At 61.8% G+C, this 21,416-nt stretch carries 18 protein-coding genes; 5 read left to right on the top strand and 13 right to left on the bottom strand.

Annotated features, from left to right (window positions below; translation table 11 throughout):
* Positions 1–124 precede the first annotated feature (124 nt).
* Entirely contained in the window at positions 125–1,759 is a 1,635-nt protein-coding gene (locus tag DWB23_RS13130) for an acyl-CoA synthetase (protein WP_121743286.1), read from the top strand.
* A gap of 27 nt (positions 1,760–1,786) precedes the next feature.
* Here DWB23_RS13130 and DWB23_RS13125 read toward each other — a convergent pair whose 3' ends face one another.
* Genes DWB23_RS13125 through DWB23_RS13110 form a run of 4 tightly spaced genes read right to left on the bottom strand, consistent with a single transcriptional unit; the run spans position 1,787 to position 4,201 of the window.
* On the bottom strand, positions 1,787–2,176 hold the full coding sequence (locus tag DWB23_RS13125; RefSeq protein WP_121743285.1) for a MaoC/PaaZ C-terminal domain-containing protein: 390 nt from the start codon (positions 2,174–2,176) through the stop codon (positions 1,787–1,789).
* Positions 2,177–2,226: 50 nt separating this feature from the next.
* Positions 2,227–2,643 carry an acyl-CoA thioesterase gene (locus DWB23_RS13120; RefSeq protein WP_121743284.1) on the bottom strand — a complete coding sequence of 139 codons (417 nt, stop codon included), beginning with the start codon at positions 2,641–2,643 and terminating at the stop codon, positions 2,227–2,229.
* A gap of 11 nt (positions 2,644–2,654) precedes the next feature.
* Positions 2,655–3,035, bottom strand: a complete 381-nt coding sequence (locus tag DWB23_RS13115) for a Zn-ribbon domain-containing OB-fold protein (RefSeq protein WP_121743283.1) — start codon at positions 3,033–3,035, stop codon at positions 2,655–2,657.
* Positions 3,032–4,201, bottom strand: coding sequence for a thiolase C-terminal domain-containing protein (locus DWB23_RS13110; RefSeq protein ID WP_121743282.1), 1,170 nt, complete (start codon positions 4,199–4,201; stop codon positions 3,032–3,034). The genes DWB23_RS13115 and DWB23_RS13110 overlap by 4 nt, the downstream gene beginning before the upstream one ends.
* Before the next feature lie 120 nt (positions 4,202–4,321).
* Here DWB23_RS13110 and DWB23_RS13105 point away from each other — a divergent pair, with 120 nt between their 5' ends.
* Positions 4,322–5,179 (top strand): 3-hydroxyacyl-CoA dehydrogenase family protein, encoded by an 858-nt coding sequence (locus DWB23_RS13105; RefSeq protein WP_121743281.1) that lies wholly within the window; start codon positions 4,322–4,324, stop codon positions 5,177–5,179.
* 55 nt (positions 5,180–5,234) lie between these two features.
* Here DWB23_RS13105 and DWB23_RS13100 read toward each other — a convergent pair whose 3' ends face one another.
* Entirely contained in the window at positions 5,235–6,410 is a 1,176-nt protein-coding gene (locus DWB23_RS13100; protein ID WP_121743280.1) for an acyl-CoA dehydrogenase family protein, read from the bottom strand.
* A 284-nt stretch (positions 6,411–6,694) separates the two neighbouring features.
* Between DWB23_RS13100 and DWB23_RS13095 the strand changes: the two genes are divergently transcribed.
* Both DWB23_RS13095 and DWB23_RS13090 read left to right on the top strand, forming a co-directional pair.
* A complete protein-coding gene (locus tag DWB23_RS13095) occupies positions 6,695–7,480 on the top strand; it encodes an enoyl-CoA hydratase/isomerase family protein (protein ID WP_121743279.1) in 786 nt (261 codons plus the stop codon).
* 51 nt (positions 7,481–7,531) lie between these two features.
* On the top strand, positions 7,532–8,515 hold the full coding sequence (locus DWB23_RS13090) for an LLM class flavin-dependent oxidoreductase (RefSeq protein WP_121743278.1): 984 nt from the start codon (positions 7,532–7,534) through the stop codon (positions 8,513–8,515).
* 66 nt (positions 8,516–8,581) lie between these two features.
* On the opposite strand, the gene DWB23_RS13085 is transcribed toward DWB23_RS13090, so the two are convergent.
* Positions 8,582–9,334, bottom strand: coding sequence for an IclR family transcriptional regulator (locus DWB23_RS13085; RefSeq protein WP_121743277.1), 753 nt, complete (start codon positions 9,332–9,334; stop codon positions 8,582–8,584).
* 1,779 nt (positions 9,335–11,113) lie between these two features.
* Positions 11,114–12,499, bottom strand: coding sequence for an exo-beta-N-acetylmuramidase NamZ family protein (locus DWB23_RS13075; protein ID WP_121743276.1), 1,386 nt, complete (start codon positions 12,497–12,499; stop codon positions 11,114–11,116).
* 380 nt (positions 12,500–12,879) lie between these two features.
* Here DWB23_RS13075 and DWB23_RS13070 point away from each other — a divergent pair, with 380 nt between their 5' ends.
* A complete protein-coding gene (locus DWB23_RS13070) occupies positions 12,880–14,424 on the top strand; it encodes a beta-N-acetylhexosaminidase (protein ID WP_238717429.1) in 1,545 nt (514 codons plus the stop codon).
* Positions 14,425–14,522: 98 nt separating this feature from the next.
* Here DWB23_RS13070 and DWB23_RS13065 read toward each other — a convergent pair whose 3' ends face one another.
* From DWB23_RS13065 to DWB23_RS13040, 6 genes are all read right to left on the bottom strand, one after another.
* Positions 14,523–15,431 (bottom strand): endonuclease/exonuclease/phosphatase family protein, encoded by a 909-nt coding sequence (locus tag DWB23_RS13065; protein WP_121743274.1) that lies wholly within the window; start codon positions 15,429–15,431, stop codon positions 14,523–14,525.
* A 1-nt stretch (position 15,432) separates the two neighbouring features.
* The gene (locus DWB23_RS13060; RefSeq protein ID WP_121743273.1) at positions 15,433–17,301 is read right to left on the bottom strand and encodes a glycoside hydrolase family 3 protein; all 1,869 of its coding nucleotides are present in this window, start codon (positions 17,299–17,301) and stop codon (positions 15,433–15,435) included.
* 270 nt (positions 17,302–17,571) lie between these two features.
* The gene (locus DWB23_RS13055) at positions 17,572–18,891 is read right to left on the bottom strand and encodes an extracellular solute-binding protein (protein ID WP_121743272.1); all 1,320 of its coding nucleotides are present in this window, start codon (positions 18,889–18,891) and stop codon (positions 17,572–17,574) included.
* Positions 18,892–19,072: 181 nt separating this feature from the next.
* Positions 19,073–19,474: a carboxypeptidase-like regulatory domain-containing protein gene (locus tag DWB23_RS13050; protein WP_121743271.1), complete on the bottom strand. Its 402-nt coding sequence runs from the start codon at positions 19,472–19,474 to the stop codon at positions 19,073–19,075.
* A 7-nt stretch (positions 19,475–19,481) separates the two neighbouring features.
* Positions 19,482–20,375, bottom strand: coding sequence for a carbohydrate ABC transporter permease (locus DWB23_RS13045; protein WP_121743270.1), 894 nt, complete (start codon positions 20,373–20,375; stop codon positions 19,482–19,484).
* The gene (locus tag DWB23_RS13040) at positions 20,375–21,307 is read right to left on the bottom strand and encodes a carbohydrate ABC transporter permease (protein WP_162989815.1); all 933 of its coding nucleotides are present in this window, start codon (positions 21,305–21,307) and stop codon (positions 20,375–20,377) included. The genes DWB23_RS13045 and DWB23_RS13040 overlap by 1 nt, the downstream gene beginning before the upstream one ends.
* Positions 21,308–21,416: the final 109 nt, after the last annotated feature.

Genomic DNA, 21,416 nt, shown 5'->3' with positions numbered 1-21,416 from the left:
CGACGCGGTCGCTTCAGCTACGGCGTTCGTCGGCAGAACGGGAAATCGCCGCGATCGTGTTGGTTTGCGGGTCGAATTCCGGGGACAGCAAAACATTAAAGCGGATATGGTATGATGACCAAGTATGGGTGTGAATTACGATACCATAGTCGAGGAGTTCGAATGGGATATTCCGGACTCGTATACGGTGACGTCGACCATCGAAGACCACGCGTCGTCGTTCGGCGACCGAGTGGCACTTTACTTTCTGAACGAAGACGGTCATCGAGAGGAACGAACCTACGCCGACCTCCGCGACGAGATGAACCGATTCGCGAACGGTCTCGAGGAACTCGGCGTCGGCAAAGGGGACCGCGTGATGCATCTGTTACCTCGGCATCCGGACGTGTTCGCGATTCAACTCGGGGCGCTCGCGACTGGATCGCTACTGGTCCCCTGTTCGGCGATGCTGCGAGCGAAGGATATCGAGTTCCGCTCGAACGACTGTACCGCCACGACGATCGTCGTCCACGAGTCGCTGATCGACATGGTCGAGCCGGTTCTCGAGGAGACGCCCCTCGAGCGCGTAATCGTGCTCGACGGCGACGAAGCCGACCTCGACGACGAACGGTGGACGACGTTCCGGTCGGTCATCGACGATCGGTCGACCGAGTACGACGGCCCCGACCTCTCGGCTTCGGACCCGATGTCTATCAACTACACCAGCGGGACGACCGGCCAGCCGAAACCCGTTTTGCACAAACACCGCTGGCAGTACTGCTTCAACCGGATCAACGGCCCCTACTGGTGGGGCGTCGACGAGGACACCGATCTCGAGGACGAACTGCTCTGGGCGACGACCGGAACCGGCTGGGCCAAGTGGTTCTGGAGCCCGGTCGGCGTCGGCCTCACCACCGGCGCGACCCAGCTTATCTACGACGGCGACTTCGAACCCGACACCTTCCTCGAGATCCTCGCGGACGAAGGCGTCACCAAGCTCTGTGCCGTTCCCACCCAGTACCGGATGTTCGCCAACGCCGACCTCGAGTCGTACGACGTCAGGTTGAACGACACGCTCTCGGCGGGCGAACCGCTCAACCGCGAACCGATCGAGCGTATCCAGGACGCCTGGGGCGTGACTCCGCGCGACGGCTACGGGCAGACCGAGACGGTCGCCCTCGTGACGAACTATCCGGGAATCGACGTCAAGATCGGAAGCATGGGGAAACCGACCCCCGGCGTCGGCGCGACGATCATCGAGATGGACGCGGAAGACGAGGTCGAACCCGGCGAGATCGGCGAGATCGCGGTGCCCGTCGACTCTCCCGCGATCTTCGACAGCTACTACGAGAAACCGGACCTCGACGAACAGAAACTGTCCGGGGAGTACTACCGGACCGGGGATCTGGCCTCCCGGGACGAGGACGGCTACTTCTTCTTCGAGGGCCGCGCCGACGACATCATCATCTCAGCGGGCTACCGCATCGGCCCCTTCGAGGTCGAAGACGCGCTCATCAGTCACGACGCCGTCGCCGAAGCAGCCGCGGTTGACAGCCCGCACGAGGAACGGGGGAGCGTCGTCAAGACCTACGTGATCCTCTCCGATGGCTACGAGGGAGACGAGGACCTCAAGGCCGAACTCCAGGACTTCATGAAAGAGGAGACGGCCCCCTACAAGTACCCGCGTCGCATCGAGTTCGTCTCCGAACTTCCCAAGACCTCGAGCGGAAAGATCCGCCGGATCGAACTCCGCCAGCAGGAACAGGAGAAGTACAGCTAATCGCCGCCGTCGGCTGAATTCGGTCGCTCACTCCTTCCAGATCAGTCCTGCTATCTCGCCCTTGAGAACGATCTTTCTGTCGTCGTTCGTACAGACGACGCTGCTCTCGATTACGTAGCGATCGTCGCCCTCGTTCACCGACTCGTTTCGCAGGGTGCAGGTGATCCGCTCGCCGGTGTACACCGGCCGGACGAACTCGAGTTCCATCCGCCGCGCCAGATAGCTGAGGTCGCCGCCGATCTTCGTCGGGAGACTCGCGGTGAGAAGGCCCTGAACTACCAGTTCGCCGTCCTCGTTGGGCTCCGTGTGAATCGCTTGCTGATCGCCGGAGAGTTCGCCGAACTCGCGAACCTCCGCGACCGAGAACGTCCGTTCGTACGTGTACTCCTCGCCTGCTTCGGGAACTGATGTCGACATGGTCGTTCGTTCTCGTCGAACCGATTTCAAGCTACTGCTGACCGAGTGGGTTACGCGTCGCCGCGGGCGCGGATGCACTCGTGAATCTCGTCGGGCAGTGGTGTCGCCTCGAACGCGTCGTCGACGAAGACGAACGATACCTCGCCCTCGGCGACGCGTTCGTCGTCCGCCGCGCGGGTGATCGCGAACGCGAGCGTCAGCGAGGACGTCCCGCTGTCGACGACGGTCGTCTCGATGACGGCCTCGTCGCCGGCGCGAAGTGGCGAGTGGAACGAGGCCGATGCCTCGACCGCGGGGAGGACGTAACCGGCGCGTCGGTACCGCTCCATCGGGTGTTCACCGTCGGTAGCGAGCCTGAAGTACTCGTTTAACCCCACGATCACGAAGTGGAAGAATCGAGGATAGTAGATGAGTCCGCCCGCGTCGGTATCGCCCCAATCGACGGAGATCTCGGTAGTGTGTGGCATCGTCGGTACCGTTATCGTCGGAACGTGATCGTCCGCTCGTCGGTCGTCTCGGTCGGTTCGACGGCGGCAGTGACGTCCTGTCCGATTGCCACGTTCTCCCCGCTGGTATCAGGGATGATTCCGGTCAGTCTCACCGGGCCAAACGTCGCGATCGCCGTGACGTACGGTGCGTCGTCCTCGAACTGCGGCGTCGGAACAGCGACGGTCGTGTAGGTGGCCACCTCGCCCGTCGCCGGCAGCGCTACCGTCTCCAGTTCGCGGTCGCCACAGTGCGGACAGACGCGCCGCGGCGGAAGCGTTCCGTGGCCGTTCGAACACTCGTAGTAGTAGCCGTCGCCGCTTTCGAGCGCGTCGATAAATTCGTCGTAGCTACCGTCGCGAGCGTCCGTCACGGCATCACCTCCAGTACGTGTACCGTGGCACTGGCGACCGTCCCGCCGGCGTTGTGTGCGAGGCCGACGGTCACGTCGTCGCCGACGGCGTCGGATCGTGGGTGCGTCCCCTCGAGTAACGTCCGGACGGCCACGACCTGAGCCGCGCCGGTCGCGCCGACGGGGTGGCCCTTCGCCTTGAGGCCGCCCGAGAGATTCACGGGCAGGGTCCCCCCGCGACGCGTCTCGCCGCGGCGGGCCGCACCGATCGCTTCGCCGTAGCGGTAGAGGCCGAGTCCCTCGAGCGCGAGCACCTCCGCGATCGTAAAGCAGTCGTGGACCTCCGCGAGTCCGACGTCGGTCGGGTCGATTCCCGCGTCGTCGTACGCCTTTTCGGCGGCGTCGCGCGTCGCGGGGGTCTTCGAGAGCGACCGGCGGTCCTGTAGCGCCATCGTATCCCCGCCGTGGCCGGAGCCCGTGATGGCAACGCCGGAATCGAGCCCGTGTTCGGCTGCGTACGACGGAGACACCAGTACGACCGCGGCTGCGCCGTCGCTGATCGGACAGGCGTCGTATAGCCCGAAGGGGGCCGCGATCTCGGGCGCCTCGAGCACGTCGTCGACCGTGATCTCCCGTTGGAGGTGGGCGTGGTCGTTGACGAGCGCGTTGTCGTGGTTCTTCACGGCGATGTGTGCGAGGTCGGTTCGATCGCCGCCGAAGGCGTCGAAGTACGCCCGTGCGAGCAGCGCGTAGGCCGCGGGAAACGTGACGCCGGCTCGCACTTCGAAGAGGTCGTCGGCCGCGCGAGCCAACCCGTCAGTCGCGCGGGCCGTTCCCATGTTGCTCATGCGCTCCATACCGCCGGCGACGACGACGTCGACGTCGCCCGTTCGTACGGCGCGAACGGCGTCGCGTATCGCCAGTCCGCTCGAGGCGCACGCGCTCTCGACCCGTCTCGACGGCGCAGTCGTTCCGAGCGCCTCGGCGGCGAGCGGTCCCTGGTGACCCTGGTTCTCCGAGAGCGTACCGATGAAGTTGCCGTAAAACACCTCGTCGACGCTCTCGGGTGTGAGTCCGGCGTCTTCGATCGCGGCGAGACCGGCCTCTGCAAACAGCTCTCGTCCCGTCCGATCGGGAAACGCTCCGAACGGAGTCATCCCTGTTCCGCCGATATATGCCTCTGCCATTATCTACCACGACACTATTACCCAGTCCGAGTTATATGTGTCGAACGTACCTCGACGACGCGGTCGTCGATACCTGTCGAGCCGGCACACTTATGATCGTCGTCGAACCAGAAACTGGTGATGGACGGAGAGACGATCAACCGCGTCGGGGTCGTCGGCGCGGGCACGATGGGCAGCGGTATCGCACAGGTCGCCGCTACGCACGGCTACGACGTCGTGATGCGGGACATCGAACAGGAGTACGTCGAGACCGGCTTCGAATCGATCGACGACAGTCTCGGGCGACTCGTCTCGAACGAGACGCTCTCAGAGGACGACGCTGAGCAGGTTCGTGAGCGGATTACCGGGACGACCGATCTCGACGACCTCGCGAACTGCGACGTCATCGTCGAAGCGGCGTTGGAGAACCTCGAGGTGAAACGCGACATCTTCGAGGACCTCGACGATATCGCGGACGACGATGCCGTCTTGGCGACGAACACGAGCACGCTCTCGATCACGTCGATCGCCAGCGCGACCGAACGACCGGGGTCGGTTGTCGGGCTCCACTTCATGAACCCAGTTCCCGTGATGAAAGGCGTCGAGGTCGTCGTCGGCGAGAACACGGATCCGGACGTCGTCGATCTGGCACACGAGTTCGCCGAGGATCTCGAGAAGACGACCTGGGAGTCGGACGACAAGCCCGGATTCGTCACGAACCGCATCCTCATGCCGTGGATCAACGAGGGGATCCGGGCGTTCGACGAGGGCGTCGCCACGAAAGAAGATATCGACGCGGGAATGGAACTCGGGACGAACGTTCCGATGGGGCCGCTCACGTTGGCCGACCACATTGGACTCGACATCTGTCTGCACGCCTCCGAAACGCTCCACGAGGAACTCGGCGATCGGTACAAGCCGGCCTACCTCCTCAAGCGCAAGGTGGAGGCGGGCGACCTCGGGAAGAAGACCGGTTCGGGCTTTTACGAGTACGACTAGCTCGATTTCGCCCCTCGAGTACTACTCGGCTACGCGAATCGCTATTCGGACCCCGCTATCGCGTCAGGTCGCGAGCGATGATCTTTTTCTGAATCTCGGATGTCCCCTCGTAAATCGTCGTGATCTTGGCGTCGCGGTAGTAGCGCTCGACGTCGAAATCCTTCGTGTAGCCGTAGCCGCCGTGAATCTGGACGGCCTCGTTCGCCACGTCGACCGCCGCCTCGCTGGCGAAGTACTTCGCCATAGCCGCCGACACGGGATCGACGCCGTCCTCGTTCTTTCGGGCGGCGTCTCGGGTGAGCAGGCGGCTCGCCTGCACGTCGGTCTGCATATCGGCGAGCTTGTGGCCGATCGCCTGATGTTCGATGATCGGCTTCCCGAACTGCTCGCGATCGTTCGCGTACGCGACCGAGTCGTCGAACGCTGCCTGCGCGACCCCGACCGCCTGACTCGCGATGGCGACTCGCCCGCCGGTCAGGATCGAGAACGCGGCCTTCAGTCCCCGCCCGACCTCGGTCAGACGGTTCTCGGCCGGAATACGAACGTCGTCGAAGATGAGCGTCGTCGTGTCGCTCGCTCGCAAGCCGAGTTTGTCCTCCTTCTTGCCGATCTCGAGGCCCTCGACGTCTTTCGGGACCAGGAACTGGGTGACGCTGTCTGGATCGTCTCGACCCGTTTTGGCGAACAGGATGACGACACCCGCACGCTCGCCGTTCGTGATCCACTGTTTCTTCCCGTTGATTACGTACTCGCCGTCCTCTCGAGACGCCTCGACTTCTCGAGGAGCAGCCGAAGATTCCCCGGCGGAGTCGAGGCGCGCTTCCGTCGTCATCTCGGCGGGGTTCGATCCGGCGCCGGGCTCCGAGAGCGCGAACGCGCCGACCGGGCGACCGGAGACCATCTCCGGGAGCCACTTCTCTTTGTGGGCCTCGGAGCCAAATTGGCGGATACACGACGTGGCGAGACAGTGGACCGACAGCGCCGTGGCGACCGCGAGGTGACCGTACGCGAGCTCCTCGTTGACGATGCTGTAGGTGAGCATGTCGACGTCGAGCCCGCCGTACTCTTCCGGAACCGTCAGCCCGGTGAGGTCGAGTTCCGCGAGTCCGTCCCAGACGTCTTCCGGGAACGCCTGATTTGCGTCGGCCTCGTCGACGTCGACCGCGACTTCGTTCGCGACGAACTCCTGAACCGTGTTTTGGATGAGTTCTTGTTCGTCTGTGAGCTCCATGACGATACTATTCGTGAGGGACCTACTAAAGTGTGTGATTCCGAGACGAACGGGAACCCCCCCATAGATGACGCTCGCGGCGTACTCGGACTGAAACCTCCGCCATAGCCGGAATCCCGCTGTCGCTGGAAGCCCCGCAGTCGTCGGCCTCCGCTCGACCGCGTGAGGGAGCGTTGCTTCCGCTCCGATTACGGCGGGAGGATGTCACAGTGGCACGGATCGGTCAGGAGCCGCCTACAGCGACGATAACAGTTATCCAACCCCGTCACGAACCGATAGCGCATATGGACTACGACAATCTGTCCGTCGAACACGATGACGGCGTCGCGACGGTGACGCTCGAGAGCACGGCCGGCCGAAACGCACTCTCCCTCGAGATGGCTAACGAACTGGTTTCGGTCGCCACGACGTTGGGCGAAGAGTCGGACGTTCGGTGTATCGTTCTCACCCACGCCGGCGATTTCTTCGGTGCCGGCGCTGACCTCTCCCAGTTTTCCGGCGACGAGTCGGATGCACCGATCCTTCGGGAGCTTGCCGGACGGGCCCACGAGGCGATCGTCCAGTTCCATCGGACCGACACGCCGGTCGTCGGCGGCGTTAACGGCGTCGCCGCTGGGATCGGCTTCAGTCTCGCGCTGATGCCCGATCTGGTCGTGCTCGGCGAGGACGCGGTCCTCAAGTTCGCCTATCCGGGCATCGGTCTGACCGGCGACGGCGGCTCGACGTTCTTCCTCCCGCGGCTCGTCGGGCTCCGAACTGCAAAAGAGATCGTCCTTCGAGACGAAGCGATCGCTCCCGAGGAGGCCGTCGAGATGGGGCTCGCAAGCGAGGTCGCCCCCGAAAACGAGTTCGATGACCGACTCGATGCGGTCGCCGCCGACCTCGCGTCCGGACCGACGCACGCGCTCGGTACTGCCACCCGCTTGCTGACCGAGAGCTACGACCGAAGCCTCGAGTCACAGCTGGCTGCGGAGGTGGACGCCATCGCCGGAGCAACCCACACTGAAGACTACGAACGGGGCCTCGAGGCGTTCTTCGGTGACGGAGATCCCGACTTCGTCGGCCGCTAACGAATCACCGTCGCGGAATGATTTATCACACCGAACCGCAAAGAGCACGACATGCATCTCGGACTGGTAATTCCGCGGACCGGCGCGCACGACCCGACTGATCTCGCGATCGAGGCGGAAGAACAGGGGTACGATTCCGTCTGGTTAGGCGAGCTGTGGGGGACGAGCTCCGTCGTCAAGCTCTCGGAGATCGCCGCGGTGACCGATGACGTCGAGATCGGGACCGCTATCGTAAACGTTTTCTCGAGGACGCCCGCCGTGCTCGCGATGACCGCGGCGACGCTCGATCGCGTTTCGGACGGCCGCACATCCTTCGGCGTCGGAACGAGCACGCAGACGGCCGTCGAAAACGTCCACGGTATGGCGTTCGAACAACCCGTCCGTCGCTCTCACGAGACCATCAAGGTAGTCAAAGCAATGCTGACGGGCGATGAACCGGTCGACTACGACGGCGAACTGATCCACGTCGATGGCGTTCCGCCGGTGAACAGGGACGTACCGATCTATCACGCGGCGCTCGGCCCGGCGAATCGCCGCGTCGTTGGACGACTTTGCGACGGCTGGATGCCACACAATATCCCGTTTTCCGAACTCGAGGACGCGTTCGACGTCGTCGAGCGGGCGGCTCTCGAGGCGGACCGCGATCCGAGCGACATTACGATCGCCCCGTACGTTCCTGCGGCAGTCAGCGACGATCCGGACGAGGCGTTCGACGCCGTCCGCGGTCACATCGCGTACTACGCCGGCAGCGCGAAGGGGTATCAAAACGCCGTCGGAATGCGCTTTCCCGACCGGGCCGAACGCATCGCCGAGGCGTGGCGAGCGGGTGATCGCGGGGAGGCCGCCGGCCTCGTGACGGACGAGATGGTCCACGAACTCGGAGTCGCGGGTACGCCGGAAGCGGCGCGCGAACAACTCCGTGAGATCGTCTCCGAGACCGCCATCGACCGGCCGCTGTTGACGATTCCGGAGCAAGCCGCCGACGAGTTAGCCGAGGGGACGATCGAGGCGCTTGCCCCGGTCTCGGACTCGTAATTTCCCCCAGTTCCGGATTCGAAATCGACCCGTACCAACGCATCGACAGTGGCGACGGCGGGCAACTCACACGTAATCCAGGTTCACCTGGGTGACGTTCGCTGCTCGCTGGGCGACGGTAGCGATATCTTTCCGGCGCGTCTCGTCGATCCGGCTCCGCGGCCCGCAGACGCAGATCGCACCGCGTATCTGATTGCTCTTGTCGAGGACCGGCGCTGCGATACAGACCATCCCCGCAATTCGTTCTCCTTCGTCGATCGCGTACCCTTGCTGGCGAATCCGCTCGAGCTGTTCGTACAGCACGTCGGGATCGGTGATCGTCCGGGAGGTCACCGCGACGAGACCGTGTCGATCGATGATTTCCGAAACACGGGCGTCGGGCATGTGGGCGAGCATCGCTTTCCCCGGCGCCGTCGCGTGCAACGGCATTCGAGCGCCCGGATACGCGAACAGGTTGACTGCGTCCGTCCCCTCCTGAACGGCGAGAATCACCGCTTGATCGTCCTCTTCGATCATCAGCGTCGCGTGTTCGTCGGTCTCCTCGGCGACGGTCTCGAGTTCGTCACGGACCGCCTTGAAGATCTCGAGCCGATGACGCTCTCGGTTACCAACCTCCAGAAACCGCGTTGTCGTCTGGTACTCGTTTTCGTCCACGCTGACGTACCCCGTTTCGACCAGCGCCTGGAGGTAGTCGTGGACCGTACTCACCGGCATGTCGAGACGGTCTGCGAGATCCGAGACTCGTCCACCACCGTTTTCTGCGAGTTCGTCGACGACCGCGAAAGCGCGTTCGACCGATCGATTCGATGATTTTGTCATGTAACGGCCCACGGACGGCACCCACAGAAGTCTTTCGGCTCTGTCGGACGTTCTTTCGAGCGCGTGTCGTACGACTACTCGAGTCCATCGACGTGGTATCCCGGTCCTCTGTACGGGTATCTAGCACTAGTGACGCACTATTGCGGACGTACGCACACCGCCCAAATTCGATGCACGACACTCCACTTCCCTGAAAAAACCACGTTCCGACGTGCCCGAACCTCCTTCGCGTCTCCTCTTTCCCACCCGCCATCGGCCTCGTCTCTTCGAGCGCTACGAACGCAACTGATGACGTAGTACTCCATATACCGCGGTCTGCGTGACCTCACACCGCGACATACGGTATCACGGATGAGCCGTTGCCTACAGAGGTTATCTGCTATCTCGTTCCGGCACAGTCGGAAACGTTCCGAGTCCGATTATCGTAAAAACCGCGGAATTAGGCGACGAGAGTCCGTGGAAACCGACTATCGGCCTCCAAACGGTTTCCGGCAGAGTCGAAACTGTACTGAGTCGTCCTCACCTGCGAATCCATATTCGATTGACTCGTCTCTGGTTCCACAGAAATTACACCTGTACCATTGTAATACTAGTTGTACGCGATCACGTCCCCTATCTAGCTCGCGTTCGCGACTCGCCATCCTCGCTCCGAGCGATTACGCTCCGAAGAGACCGTCTCTCCGCTAGCGCCGCGCCTCGCTCGAGAAGAATATCATCCTCAAAATCGCCGATTCACACTTCTTCTGCGGTCTCGAGGCTAGTTTTTCCCGCCGAAACACGATACGGTAATTCGGAGATCGACGTACATCGTGAGACGGAACACGTTCGAACGAGTTGATCACACGCGAATTTGGATGAGTTAAATCAATAATAAGAAATTCTTTGCTACGTACTGCCAAAATAGTAAGATAATAGTTATATCCTCCATTTTCTATATTTTGATACATAATTTTCGACTCAAATTCGCCTACTGATGGCATTCAAAATAGCGGTTAGGTCGTTAATCAATCGACTATTCCTAATAACTTGGCAAATTATACCTATAATGGTTTATCATTCCAACTCATTCAGAGATTCGTCGTTAGTATGGACGTTATTTCGCCAAGTCTGCATTTCGAAAACTTCCTATCAAATTTGAACTGAGGGAGCTAACAGAGCCAGTTCTGTTCATCACGGGGACCGAATCGCGATTTCATCACCCATTTCGAATCAATGAGGTTACCGCAGACGTTCAGTTCGACTTGTGGAGTGCTGAGCGACACCGCGCGGGTCGATGCTATCGGCTCCTCAATTTCAGACACCAGAATTAACACTTCTGAATACTATTATTATTCTCTACACATTCGACGCCAAACGGGTCCGACCGACGATTCATCGGATCGTGCCACGTAGCGCACGCTGAGCGGATCCGAAATCATCGTGTTGAGCAATCCCCAGCTAAAACGGGTAGACACAGCGGACGTATTCCCGGTCCGCGTCGACATTCCAGTAACGAACCGCGACACGATCCTCCTTCTCGTTTTCAGTTCACTCGGTACCGACGGCCGTCTGCGTCCGAATCCTCATTCAGTAGCTGTAATATCGTCATCGTTCCCGTGTTCCTCCGGCATAGTCATCCGTCGATTCGGTACTCCTCGATTTTCCTCTCGTCGACGATGACACCGAAACCGGGATCCGTCCGTTCTCGACCGCCAACGGATCCTCGAGGACGTAGTCGTCCCAGGCGTAGTACACCGTGTCGGGCGGGAGGTTGATGCCCGGCGTCGATTGCGATCGGCACTAGTTGCCCTTGCGACGGCCCCGCCAGCGGTCGTCGTACAGGAGGTGCGGCTCTCTAACGGATCGGAACTCGTCGATGTCAGTCTCCCAGTCGCTTCGGATCTGGTCCGCGAGTGCTACCGGATCCGTACCGGGATCCGCCGCGTCGATGGTCTCCCGAAGTTCGCTTCCGTTGGCCCGGCTGTCGATGGCGTACGTATCGCCCCACGAGATCCAGTCGCTCTCGGGATACGTGAGGAACGCGGAGACGAGCATCGATAGACCGACTCGAACGGGTTGGAAGTGCGACCGATCGATCACGTGGGTCTGGACGCCGCCCACGTTCTCCCCTTCGTGGTCGTCGAACGTCGGTTCGAACCAGACCGGTCGGAATCGAACGCCGGGGAGGTCGAGTTCGTTCAGGGCCTCGGCCCACTCCTGACCGTCGATCCACGGAGCGCCGACGTACTCGAACGGTTTCGTCGTTCCCCGCCCCTCGGAGAGGGTAGCTGCTTCGAAGTACACCATTCCCGGATAGATGGCCGCCGTTTCCGTCGTCGGCATGTTCGGCGACGGCGGAACGAAGGGAAGTTCGGTCTCGTCGTACCACATCTCTCGGTTCCATCCCCGCATCTGGACGACCTCGAGGTCTGCGCCCATGTCGAACTCGTCGTTGAAGTAGCGCGCGATCTCTCCGACCGTCATCCCGTGGATTATCGGCAGCCGGTAGTCCCCGATTCCCGTGGCGTTCTCGTCGTCGATCCGGCTCCCCGTTACCGAGAGCGGCGCGATGGGGTTCGGACGATCGAGCACGACGAATCGCTTGTCGGTGTCACCGATCGTTTCCAGCGAACGGGCGATGTCGTAGATGTACGTGTAGAACCGGACGCCCACGTCCTGGATGTCGAAGAGCACGGCGTCCAGATCCTCGATCATCTCCGGCTGTAGCTGCCGGGTGTCGCCGTAGAGGCTGAGAACCGGTAATCCCGTCTTCTCATCCACCGTGTCGCCGACACCCTCGCCGGCTTCGGCGTTGCCCCGGATGCCGTGTTCGGGACTGAAGAGCTTTCGAAGGTCGAACGCCTCGTCTTCGTACAGGAGGTCGATCGTCGGCGTCAGCGAACTGTCGACCCCGGACGGATTGGTGATCAACCCCAACCGTTCGCCCTCGAGGAGATCGGCTCGCTCGTAGAGTAACGTCTCGATACCGAGTTCGGTTGGCGGCGTGACCCATTCCGGTGGACCTTCTCCTCCGGTTTCGACGGCCGCCGCGGTTCCTTGCCCGCCCAGTCCGAGCAGGGCGCCGAGCGTCCCGGCTGCGGTCGCCTGGAGCCATCCGCGTCTCGTCGCGGGCGTTGATTCGACGCTGTTCGCACTGGTCGCCGCTATCGTGTCATCTGACACCATACCTGAAGTTCAGGGTTTGTGTCTATAAGTGTTTCCCACGTCGAATCGCTGGTGACCGCTTCGCAGCCGAGGAGGACACTGTACGGCCGTTCGGTCTCATACCCACCGCGAACTTCGAGGATCTGTTATCGTAGTCGCGTGCGACGTCCGATTTTCAGGAGAGCGCTCGGGTAGCGGGATAGCGCTTCGGGTCCCGTGTCGTCACTCCGGTTAATTCGGCAGAGACACCCTCTTCGTTTTTACATAACCCAGAAACTCATTACTAAGTTTCCATCGAATAATTATATGATAGTCAAAACGGTATCGTACGGTGGTATGCCTGACGATGACATACTTGAACGGCGAAGCGTGCTTCGATCGATGGCGGCCACCGGCTGTTGGTGGCAGGGACCACCGGAGTCGAAGGTGATACTGCGAACGGCGGGCCGTCCGATGCCGACGCATCGGACAGAATGCAGGGCGTGGTTCCGGTCCCGGTCGAGTCCAAATCGACCGGAAACGAGTACGCGATCACGGCCGACACGACGATACACGTCGATTCGGAGGCAGCAACGGGTGTCGCCGACTACCTGGCCGGACTCCTTCGCCCGGCGACCGGGTACGAGCTGCCCGTCGTTGATGCACCCTCGAGGGGTCCGGATGGCGGCGTCTCGTTGTTACTCCGCGGAGCGCCCTCGAAGGTCGGGGACGAAGGATATCGGCTGAACGTCACCACTCGCGGTGTGACGATCCGCGCCAACGAAGCGGCCGGCCTCTTTGCCGGGGTGCAAACGCTGCGCCAGCTGCTGCCGCCGTCGGTGGAGAGCGACACGAAGCAAGCGGGACCCTGGACGGTTCCGGGCGGACACGTCCTCGACTATCCGCGGTTTTCCTACCGGGGAGCGCACCTCGACGTCGCGCGGCACTTCTTCCCGGTCGAGGACGTCAAGCAGTACATCGATTACCTCGCTCAGTACAAGCTGAACCACCTGCACCTGCACCTCACCGACGACCAGGGGTGGCGCATCGAGATCGAGAGCTGGCCGAAGCTGACGGAGATCGGTGGCAGTACCGAAGTCGGCGGCAGGCCTGGCGGCTATTATACGCGATCAGAGTACGAAGAGCTCGTCGAGTACGCACAGGACCGGTTCATCACCGTAATCCCCGAGATCGACATGCCGGGCCACACCAACGCGGCCCTGGCGTCGTACGCCGAACTCAACTGCGACGGCGAGCGTGAGGACCCCTACACGGGCATCGAAGTCGGGTTCAGTTCGCTCTGCGTCGACAAGCCGGTCACCTACGAGTTCATCGACGACGTTATCCGGGAAGTGGCCGAGATGACGCCCGGTCCGCACATCCACATCGGCGGCGACGAGGCCCACCAGACGACCGAGGAAGATTACGACCAGTTCATGGACCAAGCCGTCGCCATCGTAGAGAAGTACGACAAGCGGCCCGTGGGATGGCACCAGATACTGGCCGCCGACCCGCCGGAGTCGACCGTCTCGCAGTACTGGTACCCGGGTCGAGAGGCACCGGACGTCGCCGAAGCGGCGCAAAACGGGATCGAACTCGTCGCCTCTCCCGCCAGCCGCGCGTACCTCGACATGAAATATACCGAGGATACCGAGCTGGGACTCGATTGGGCGGGACTGACGACGGTCGAGGACGCCTATCGCTGGGACCCCGGGGGATTCCTCGAGGGTGTGGACGAGTCGTCCGTGAAAGGTCCCGAAACGGCGCTGTGGTCGGAAACGGTAGAGACGCTCGAGGACATCGAGTTCATGCTCTTCCCGCGGATGCCGGCCGTCGCCGAGCTCGGCTGGTCGCCCGAGTCGAGAACGGCCTGGGAGCCGTTCAGGCAGCGGTTGGCTACGCAGGGGCCGCGCTGGGACGTACAGGACGTCAACTACTACGAGTCGCCGCAGGTGCCCTGGTCCTGACCGATCCCGCGACGAACCGTTCTCGGTTTCGTAGCCGTCGCGGGCTCGAATAGCCGTACGGGAGGTGGAGTCCGCTCGCCAACACCAGGAGTGCCCGCCTACTCCCGTGAACTCCTCCGACCCACGGCGGAACCGGGAAGCGACAGTTTCGCGACCACCGGACGGTGATCGGAAGCGAGCGTCTCGACGACTTCGACCGAGTCGGTTGCTACGGTCGGAGACGTCAACACGTAGTCGATCCGCTTGGTGGGATTTTCCGCCGGGAACGTGTACCCCGGGTCCTCGTTTTGTACGTCCCACGCGTCGTCGAACTCGTCCCAGAGCGCGCTCAGTTCCTGCGCACCGGGCGGCGCGTTCAGATCGCCCACGAGAAGCGTCGGTCCGCGATCCGCGTCTACGATCTCCAGCATCTCGTCGACCTGCATCTCGCGTACGGCCGGATCGCCCCTGTAATCCAGGTGCGTCGCGTAGAACGAGACGCTCACCCCTCGAACGTTCACCCTGATCTCGGGGAAGCCGGGCGCCAGCTGCGGTTCCGGACCGAGCAGCGGCGACAGGCGAGTGATCTCGTGGTTCTCCGAGTGCTGGATCGGATATTCGCTCAGTACCGCGAGCCCGTACTCGCGTCGAGGCCGGCCGCTTTCGGGAGGATCCAACTCGTAGATCGGGGCGAAGAAGTAGTTCAGCCCCAGGGTTTTCGCCAGTAGCTTCGCCTGATCCCTGAAGTCAGAGCGGTCGCCCCAGTGGACGTCGACTTCCTGCAGTCCGACGATCTCGGCTCCGGATTCCCGGATCACGCGCGCCGTTCGCTCGAGGTCCAGCTGACCGTCCGAGCCGGTCCCGTGATAGATGTTGTAGCTCATCGCCGTTAGCTCGCGGTCGGGTGCCCGCGGCTCGCCCGACGCGCTACCCGCGAACGACCCGGATAGCAGGCCGAATCCACCGGCGCCGAGCAACGATAGCGCACTCCGCCGCGTTCGAGTTCCCGTCGCACTCTCTGACGGCATGTTACTCCTCGTACCCCAGTCCGTGATCCAGCGGATAGTGTCCCTCGATCTCGACGGGAAGCGTTCCCTTCGGCTCAGCGCCGAAGACGACCTCGGCGGTCGCTTCCAGCGACGACACGTTTAGCTGCTTCCATCGGTCGAGCGCGTATGACGCGAGGTAGGCGTCGACGTCCGGATACGACGCGATATCATAGGGAAGACCGACCGACACCGCGGCTGTAGGTGTCCCGGTCTCCCGGACCGAGTCGACGAGCTCCGCCTGCCCGTCGGGGAGTTCGGACGCCGAATACGTCGCGACGAGCGCGCGATCCGCCTCTTCGGCGAGCGCCGTCACTTCGTCGATCTCCTCCTCGGTGGGGTCGTCGTCCTGCCACTGACTCGACTGCCAGGCGACCACGTCTCCCTCGGAGCGCTCGCGTACGGCATCCGCGAGGACGTCGACCTGCGCGACGCCCGCGACGAGCGTGGTCTCGCCGTTCGTCGCGTCAAACGGGAGGACGCCGTCGTTTTTCACGAGCGTCATCGACCCGCGGGCGATCTCCGCGGCGCGTCTGCGGTCCGGAGCTTTGCCGGTTCTGTGAGTCGCCCGTACGGGGTTGGCGTAGATTCGGCCGCTGGGTCGACCACCGCCGGGCGTCAACAGGCCGTATTTCTGTTTCACTTCGAGCACGCGGGTCGCCGCCTCCTCGACGCGCTCCATCGATAGTTCGCCGGTCTGGACGGCGTCGTACAGCGCGTCGACGGTAGCGGCGTGGTCCTCGTACCCCCCCATCGACATGATGACGTCCGCGCCGGCCTTCGCGGCGAGGACGGCGGCCTGCTGTTGCCCCCAGATGTCCGTGATCGCCTGCATCGACATCGAGTCCGTGACGAGGAGTCCGTCGAATCCGAGTTCGTCGCGGAGGAGGCCGGTCAGCACGGGCTCGGAGAGCGTCGCCGGGCGCTCGGGATCGATCGCCTCGACGACGATGTGGGCGGTCATGATCGCGTCGATCCCCGCGTCGATGGCCGCTCGGAACGGTGGCAAGTGGACCTCCTCGAGCGTCTCTCGAGTGTAGGACACTGTGGGGAGGCCGGTATGGGAGTCCGCGTGCGTGTCCCCGTGGCCCGGAAAGTGCTTCGCAGTGGCGACGATTCCGTTCCCCTTGCTCTGGAAACCCGGTATCTGCGCGGCTGTGAGCCTCGACGTGCGGTCGGTGTCGCCGCTGAACGCCCGGATACCGATCACCGGATTCTCCGGATTCGTGTTCACGTCGGCGACCGGGGCGAATCCCCACTGATAGCCCATCGAACGCGCTTCCGTCGCGGTGATACCCGCCGCGTCGGCGGCCGCCCGTTCGGACCCGAGTGCGCCAAGGTTCATGTTTCGCGGGAACTGCGTCGTCAGATCGTCCCGGAGATCACCGACGCTGTGGGCAGCGCCGAACTCGAAGTCCGCCCCAACGAGAAGTGGAAGTTCCGCCTCCGTTTCCGACGCCCAGCACTGGAGTTGGTTGTTGAACTCGGCGGTTTTCTCGGGCGTACCGACGTGTTCGACCATCGCGGATCCGACCTCGAGATCTTTCACCACGTCCTCGGCTCTCGACGATGGCTCCCCGTCGTCGGTCGGATTCATCAGCGCCATCACCATCTGACCGATCTTCTGGCGGTCGGAGAGACCGGCTACCACGTCATCGACAGACGACTGCGCGCTCCCCTTTCCTGTCGACCGTGACTGCACCGTCTCCGAGATGAGCCCCGGAGCCACCGCGCCACCGCCGAGCACGCCCGTCGTCCGGACGAATCGCCGACGGGTGGTTGATCGAGTGGACCGTTCGGTGTTCGAGTCGCTGCTCGTGCTGTCCGCTTCAGTAGTGTTATCTGACGCCATAGTCACAAACTCATCGCAAATGGTTAAAATTCTTTCTCCACATCAGTATGCTCGAAAAGGTTATCAAACGAGGTGTGAATTCGAACAACTTCACAGTGTAGAGAAGTAGGTTCAGAGACACGAGTAGCGGTGCTCAGTAACGCCTTCGAACCGGAAGGGTCAGAACTGTCGTAGCCGGTTAGCGGAGTGGACGGCTACCCTGCCGGTACTCGTGCGGTCCGTCCGCAGCCGTTCGAAAAGGGCGCCGGTTGCCCCGATCAACGACCGCCACTACAGCGCATTGTTGACGCGTGACTCTGCTTCGTCGACCGCGGCTTGAGGATCTTTCTCCCCGAGCGCGGCGGACGAGAACTCCGAAGCGATGATTTCTGCGACCTGGGTAGCCTGCGGAATCACCGGCGGACGCCAGAGATCTTCGGAGACGACGTCGTACATCTCATACAACTGCACGAGCAGCGGGTTGTTCGACTGAAACTCCTCGTCGTTTTGCAGTTCAGTCAGCGCCTCCGTATGAGGAACGAGTACGGTCGTGTTTCGCAGGAAGTCCTTCTGGAACTCCTTGTTGAGGATGACCGATGTGAAATCGAACGCCGCCTGCTGTTCGGTCTCGCTCTTACCGGGGGTCGTGATTCCGAGCCCGTGGAACGTGAACAGCCCGCCGCCTTCAGGGGCGTGGGCGATGTCTAACGTGTCCTCACCCACCCAGTCCTCACCGAAGTTTTGGATCAGGCGCAGCGCCGATCCCGACCCGAAGTACATCCCGGTGTTTCCGGAGCCAAACTGTTCCGCCTGAGGGTCCCACTCGCCTGTCCAGGTGACTTCGGGTATCACGCCGTCGCTGGTCAACTGCTGGAAGCGTTCGAGTAGTTCGACCGTCGCCGATGTGTTAAACGTCGCTTCGCTATTGTCGTCGTTGAGTACGTCGATACCTTCCGCCTGGAACCAGGGCCACAGCAGGAAGTCGAACCGGATGAACGTGAGCCCGAACTCCGCTCCGGAGTTCTGAACGAGCTGCTCCGCCGCATCGAGGTACTCGGTGGTCGTCCACGGTTCCTCGAACGTCGGTGGGTCGATACCCGCTTCGTCGAACCACTCCGAGTTACAGGCGGTCATGTTCGTCCCCATGTAGAACGGCATCTGGTACAACGTCCCGTCGTACCGGTTCAGGTCGAGCGCCGTTTCGTCGTACTTCTCGAGGACCTCGTCGTCCGCCAACTCCTCGATGTCGGCGAATACGTCTTCCTCGGCGTACCGTGCGTACGCGCCGAACTGCGTGTCGAAGATGCTCGGCGGATCGCCGCCCTGGAGTCGCGACTGGAAGAACGAGATGATGTCCTCCGTTGCTGGCCCGCGGTCGATCCAGTCGGCCTCGAGGCCGTCGTACTCGTCCCCGAACTCGTCCTCGAAGGTAGGGATGATCTCCTCCTCGATCGTCTCCTCCCAGAACGGAAGATTCCACGTGTACAGTTCGATCGAATCGGACGCTCCGTCGTCTCCGCCGAGACATCCGGCGAGACCGGCAGCTGTGCCAGCTGCGATGCCTTTCAGATAGTTCCGTCGACTACCCGTCGGTATGCTTTCCCGTACCATCGTTTTCGACAAGTACCTTCTATTATATATATCTACTGTCTATTTGGCGGGTATCGGGGCCACCTGGGGGGCACGAACCAGTGCGATCGATAATTCCGGTCGACACGCGTCGTATTCGCCGTACACTTCGACCGGCGCCGAGCCGTCATTGATCGCGTTCTGAATAACGATCTACTGGCGGTTACTCGATCACCAGGTTCACCTCCTTGTTCTGCCCTTTGAAATAGAGGTGATAACGGTGGGTTTCGCTCTCGCTCTCTTCGTGTTCAGCCCGGATTGTGAACTCCAGGAGGCTCTGATCTCGGAACTCGAACGCACCGTTCTCGTCGGTCGTCGTGGACTGGGGATCGGGGACGCCGGCGACCGTCTGGGGCGAGAGCGTCACGTTAGCGTTCGCGACCGGATCGCCGTCGCCGTCGACGACCCGACCGGTGACGTATCCGTCGTTGTTCGCTGCGACGTACCCCTGTGCGGCAACCGATGCGACCAGCACGACCGCGATCAGGATCGTGAATCGGTTGATCAGGAGACGCCGAACCGAGACCGTTTCCGCGGCCAGTTTCAGGAGTGGTGGTAAGTTCATTGGTGAATCACGTCTTGAGACTGCTCATGACCGCACTGCGGATGAAGTACTTCTGTAGCAGGAAAAACAGGACCAGGACCGGCAGCAACACCATGATGGTGAAGGCGTACTGCAACGCGAAGTTCCCACCCATCTGGGACTGGAACGTTGCGAGAGCCAGCGGCAGCGTGGTGGTGCTGTCCTCCGTCGCGATCAGCAGCGGCCACAGGTAGCTGTTCCACGAGAACACGAACGAGAGGATGACGGTCGTCGACAGCGCCGCCTTTGAGAGCGGCCAATAGACGCCGAAGAGGATGTACAGTTCGGACGCGCCGTCGAGCCGTGCGGCGTCGACCATCGAGTCGGGCACTGCCTCGAACGCGCTCTTCAACACGAGGATGTTGACGACGCTCACTGCGACGACGATCGCCAGCCCCGTGTAGGTGTTGATCAGCCCCAGTTGGCGGGTGATCAAGTAGTCGGTGAGGAAGATGGTCTGGAACGGGACCATCATCGCCACGACGATGAATCCCATGACGTACTTCTTCCCGTAGAAGCTCATCGAGAGTCCGTAGGCGGCTAGCGAGCAGAAAATCAGCTGGCTAACGACCGCTATCGCGGACACGATCACGCTGTTGGTCGTGTACTGGACGAACGGGATGGCGTAGTAGACCCGGACGAAGTTGTACAGGTTCAGGTCGCTGATGATCAGCGACGGCGCCGAACCGTACAGTGACCCGCTCGGCCAAACGCCGGCGATCCGGATCAGCCAGTAGAACGGGAAGGCGAACAGGACGGCCGCGATCAGCGCGACGGTGAACAGTCCTCCCTTACGGAGCAACGTCAGTTTGCTTTCCGAGGTTATCCGTCGAACGACCCTACGGGTATCGTCTATCGTAGCGAATTCGTTGATTCCACTCATTAGTAGCTCACCTGCTGGAGTTTGAGGCCGATATACGCCACGAGAACCGTGGCGACGACCATGATCGTACTGAGGACCGCGCCGTACCCGAAGTCACCGTACGCGAACATCTGCTGGTAGATCCAGGTTAGCAAAATTTCCGTCGAATTCCCCGGGCCGCCGCCCGTCATCACGTTGATCAGGTCGAACAGGCGGAACGAAATGACCACGCCGACCAGCATACAGACGCCGAGCGTCGGCTTCAACAGCGGCAGGGTGAGGTACCGGAACTGCTGCCAACGGCTGGCACCGTCGATCCGAGACACCTCGTACACCTGCTGGGGGATAGTCTGGAGACCGGCCAGAATAATGATGACGTAGAACCCGGTCGTCTTCCAGACCTGAACCATGAATACCGAAACGATGGCCCACCCGCTGTCTCCCAGCCAACTGATCTGTGTGTCGATCAGGCCGACGTTCAACAGCATCTGGTTGATCACCCCTTGCTCGGTGTGGAACATATACTGCCAGATGACCGCGATCGCGACCATCATGGTGATGTACGGGAGGAAAAACACCGAGCGGAATACCTTCGATCCCGGAAATTTCTGGTTGAGCAGGATCGCGATGAACAGCGCCAGCGCGATGCCGACGGGGATCGTCGCGAAGAGGATAATGGTGTTCCGTAGCGCCGTCGGAAACACCGGATCCTGCATCAACATCGACCAGTTTTCCAACCCGACGAACGACATTTCGCCGGTGTAGCTTCGGTCGAAGAACGTCAGGACGATGTTCCAGCCGAGCGCGAGATACTTGAACACCAACAGCCACAGCAGGACCGGCGCAAGCGCGGCCCACGCGATCACCGTGTTGCGCTGCTTTTTCGACAGGTCGGCGTCACTAGTTACGATACGCCGCCACGTGCCCGGTGACTTCAGTGACTCCTCATTCATGGTACGGACGCCTCCGCCGCGAGCAGTTCCGTTCATTCATAGTAGCTTCAACGTCAGTCATGTCTGTGTGTCACGTGTGATCCAGTTACGCACAGGTGTTCATAATTCT

It is taken from the genome of Natronorubrum halophilum (genome assembly GCF_003670115.1).
Lineage (GTDB): Archaea > Halobacteriota > Halobacteria > Halobacteriales > Natrialbaceae > Natronorubrum > Natronorubrum halophilum.
Note: the sequence above shows the minus strand (reverse complement) of the source record. Positions and strands in the feature narration are given on the sequence as shown.